At 49.2% G+C, this 3,870-nt stretch carries 3 protein-coding genes, 1 pseudogene and 1 riboswitch; all 4 genes and pseudogenes read left to right on the top strand.

Translation table 11 applies throughout. The annotated features are described in order from the left end of the window. Positions 1–223 precede the first annotated feature (223 nt). Positions 224–303, top strand: a riboswitch (adenosylcobalamin-variant (AdoCbl-variant) riboswitch). Positions 304–311: 8 nt separating this feature from the next. Further along, the gene (cobG, locus tag QUB37_RS29210; protein WP_333168697.1) at positions 312–1,889 is read left to right on the top strand and encodes a precorrin-3B synthase; all 1,578 of its coding nucleotides are present in this window, start codon (positions 312–314) and stop codon (positions 1,887–1,889) included. A gap of 154 nt (positions 1,890–2,043) precedes the next feature. After that, complete coding sequence (locus tag QUB37_RS29205; protein ID WP_333168695.1) at positions 2,044–2,673, top strand: precorrin-8X methylmutase; 630 nt, start codon at positions 2,044–2,046, stop codon at positions 2,671–2,673. Next, positions 2,670–3,380 carry a precorrin-2 C(20)-methyltransferase gene (locus tag QUB37_RS29200; protein WP_333168694.1) on the top strand — a complete coding sequence of 237 codons (711 nt, stop codon included), beginning with the start codon at positions 2,670–2,672 and terminating at the stop codon, positions 3,378–3,380. The genes QUB37_RS29205 and QUB37_RS29200 overlap by 4 nt, the downstream gene beginning before the upstream one ends. Before the next feature lie 227 nt (positions 3,381–3,607). Further along, a pseudogene (locus tag QUB37_RS29195) lies at positions 3,608–3,870 on the top strand (photosystem II q(b) protein); the annotation flags it as partial.

The following is a 3,870-nucleotide window of genomic DNA, read 5'->3' as shown; positions in this document are numbered from 1 at the left end:
ATGATTGCTGTATTTGGTTGTCAATGTTCGGATGATGTTTCTATTATTAACGGTGTTGTTAACGTTTGTAAAGGGGTGTAGCGACAGTTTAACTGATGAGGGTTATTAGGAAAGCTGATGTAAGGAGAGACAGGGGCGTAGCTTGCGGGGCCCGACGCCATCGCTAGGGTTTTGTTAAGAAAGTTGAGGGTTTTGCTTTCTGTGGGTCAGCTCGTGATACCTTTCTAAAACCTGAAAGCGGGAAAGTCCGGTGCAATTCCGGCGCTGTGCCGCAACTGTAAAAGTCAGAATGCCGATTTCGGGGGCGCTTTGTGGGCGTTTACTTTTGGATTCCCTGCGTCGCACGGGGAGGAGATTATTTGTTAGCTTTGACTGATTTGCCGACTTGTCCGGGTTTATTTTACGGTTCCCAAGCCCGAGACGGAGTTTTATCGAGAATGCGGATTCCGGGGGGAATTTTAAACGCGCAGCAGTGTCGGACGATCGCCGATGTGGCTGATCAATACAGTACCGGCTGTTTGCAAGTGACAAATCGGGCAAATTTGCAAATCCGAGAAGTGAACTCGGAAATTGCCCCGGAAGTCTGGAACCGCTTGCAGGAATTGGGGATAGCGTCTCGCCGCGTTGAAGTTGACCCGATTCGCAATATTATGGCAAGCCCGACAGCCGGGATCGATCGCCAGCAGTTAGTGGATACTCGCCCGCTAGTGAAAGCTTGGGATGATTACCTCCAAACGCATCCCGAATTGTCGGAACTTTCGCCTAAGTTCAGTATTGGCTTCGACGGCGGGGAATCGGTTTCGATCGGCGATTTACGCAACGATATTTTATTAGCTGCTGAAGGGCGTTCAACCCAATCAGAAATCCTTTTTCGGCTGTATTTAAAGGGTGATACAGGAATTTTAATCCAAGAATCGCAATGTATTTCAGTATTAGCCGCCCTCGCTAGCACCTATCTTGAATACACAAAAAATCGACCTCGAATTGATGGCAAAAAACCGCGTTTGCGTCACCTGCTGGCAGATTGGGGCGCTGAAAGTTATCTAGAAAGGGTACAGCAGAATTTACCATTTTTAGGGCAATTCACATCTTGCACATTTCCTAAAAACAGCCAAGATGCCTGTTCCACAAAGAGTGAATTTCCTTGTGGGGTGGGCATCTTGCCCGCCCGATTGATCGACTTATCTGAAAAATCCCTCCCCAATCACCGACATCTCGGCATCCACCCTCAGCGACAGTCGGATTTATCCTACATAGGAATTGCGCTGCCTCTCGGTAGGCTAGAATCAAAGCAACTGCGGAATTTGGCAAATTTAGCCCAAAATCTAGCCAGCGGTACCCTGAGACTTACGCCGTGGCAAAATCTGTTGATTTCTGATATCCCCAACTCCCAGCTTTTTGAGATCGAACAGCAAATCGCCGATTTGGGATTGCACTCGTCGGCGACTCACCTAGATTCGTGCTTGGTGGCTTGTGCCGGCAGCAGCGGCTGTGCGTCGGCGGCGACAGATACTCAAAGTCACGCCCTAGCAATGGCGAGGGATTTAGCGCAAAAATTGACGATCGACCAGCCGATTAACATTCATTTCAGCGGTTGCCAAAAGTCCTGCGCCCAGCACCAGCCAATTGATATCATGCTGGTAGGAATTCAGATTGAGCGAGGACACGAGACGATCGAAGGTTACGACATTTATGCGGGTAGAAAAGATTTGCCCTTCGGCCGACCAATTTTTCCGGCGGTGAGTGCGATCGAGATGCCCGGTGCGATCAAGCGAATGTTGCAGGTATATCAGCGGTTTCGAGAGCCTTTGGAGTCATTTGGTAAGTTTGTGGATCGGCAGGCGATCGACCAATTGCAGGAGTTGTTCACCACCGAAAATCGGAATTGAAAGTGAAAAAATATCCTATAGAAACAGACAAATTTTAAGCATTTCTCTTTCTATCTCTCTTGATGTTTCTTCCTTCGCTTCCTTTCCATCTTCGCGGTTCATTCAAAAAATCTATTTCACAAATCCCACAAACTTCCCATAGCAGTTTTAAACAATGATTGACTACATTCGAGACGGAACAGAAATCTACACCAAATCCTTCGCCACAATTCGAGCCGAAGCAGATTTGTCAAGCTTGCCGCCCGATTTAGAATCGGTAGCCGTGCGACTAATTCACAGTTGTGGCATGACTGATATTGTTACAGATTTAGCCGCTTCCCCCGGTGCAGCCACCTGCGGACGCCAAGCCCTCGCCGCAGGCGCGCCGATTCTGTGCGATGCCCGGATGGTGGCCGAAGGCATCACTCGCAAACGCCTTCCCGCTGACAATCCGGTGATTTGCACCCTCTGGCATTCCGAAATCCCGGAGTTGGCGCGGCAAATCGGAAATACTCGATCGGCTGCGGCCCTGGATTTATGGCTGGACAACTTGCAGGGTGCGGTTGTGGCAATTGGCAATGCCCCGACTGCTTTGTTTCGACTCCTGGAAATGCTTGATGCCGGAGCACCCAAACCGGCTTTAATTCTGGGTTTCCCGGTAGGATTTGTCGGGGCCGCCGAATCCAAAGCGGAACTCGCCGCTAACAGTCGAGGAGTGCCATTTATTACGTTGCACGGGCGGCGCGGTGGCAGTGCAATGGCAACGGCGGCCGTGAATGCGTTAGCGAAAAAGGATGAATTATGACTAAGGCAAATGGTAAATTGTACGGTTTGGGTATTGGCCCTGGCGATCCAGAATTGATCACATTGAAAGCTTATCGGATTTTGCAATCGGTGCCAGTGATTGCCTATCCGGCGATGGAAAATGGTAAGGTGCTGGCGCGGGCGATCGTTGCTGATTATCTGCGCCCGGAGCAAATTGAGATTCCGATGCCGCTGCCTTTTAGTCCGACGCGATCGTCTCAACCTTATTATGATATTGCGGCCGAGAAAATTGCCGCACATCTGAGCGAGGGTCAGGATGTGGCGGTGCTATGTGAGGGAGAACCTTTTCTCTACGGCTCGTTTATGTATCTATTTAACCGTTTGTCGGGGACATTTACCACTGAAGTTGTGCCAGGAATTTCTTCCACAATGGCGAGTGCGGCTGCGTTGGGAGTGCCGCTGACTTATCGTAACGATGTGTTAAGTATTATGCCTGCGACGCTGGATGCTGAGGTTTTGCGCGATCGACTGGCGGTTGTTGATGCTGCTGTGATTATTAAGCTGGGCCGGCATTTTGCGAAAGTCCGGGACGTGCTGATTGAGTTGGGACAGTTCGATCGAGCTTTGTATATAGAACGCGCAACTATGCCGAATCAGCGAATTCGGGCGATCGCAGATGTCGAACCCGCTGAAGTTCCCTATTGGGCTCTCATTATGATACCCAGCCAGCAAAAGTCTGTATCCTAATATTTCTATGCCTGAAGGCGACGCGCTTCCAGGCTTTCCCTACTTTTTGTCCATTCTTTCCCATTTATCCACCATTCCTGATATTGATAAGTCAATCTTATAACTCTCATCAGTTAATCTGTTGTTAAAATACTTTACAAACCTTAGAATATGCTTTATGTTTATTTACATGGCGGAACACAAAGCCGTCACGAACATTGAAAACCAAATAAAGCAATCATAAACAAATGACAACAACCTTACAGCAACGCGAAAGCGCCAATGTCTGGGAACGCTTTTGTGAGTGGGTCACAAGCACAGACAACCGGATTTACATCGGTTGGTTCGGCGTCTTGATGATTCCTACACTCCTGAGCGCCACCATCTGCTACATCATCGCCTTCATCGCTGCTCCTCCAGTGGACATCGACGGCATCCGCGAACCAGTAGCAGGTTCCTTGATGTACGGTAACAACATCATCACAGGTGCTGTTGTTCCTTCATCCAACGC

It is taken from the genome of Microcoleus sp. AT3-A2 (assembly GCF_036705685.1).
Lineage (GTDB): Bacteria > Cyanobacteriota > Cyanobacteriia > Cyanobacteriales > Microcoleaceae > Microcoleus.
The sequence above is the reverse complement of the archived record's forward strand: the minus strand, read 5'-3'. Positions and strand labels throughout refer to the sequence as shown.

Bases quoted from the DNA above. Each gene is read 5' to 3' on its own strand.
- QUB37_RS29205 (WP_333168695.1), top strand. From the start codon at position 2,044: ATGATTGACTACATTCGAGACGGAACAGAAATCTACACCAAATCCTTC.
- QUB37_RS29200 (WP_333168694.1), top strand. From the start codon at position 2,670: ATGACTAAGGCAAATGGTAAATTGTACGGTTTGGGTATTGGCCCTGGC.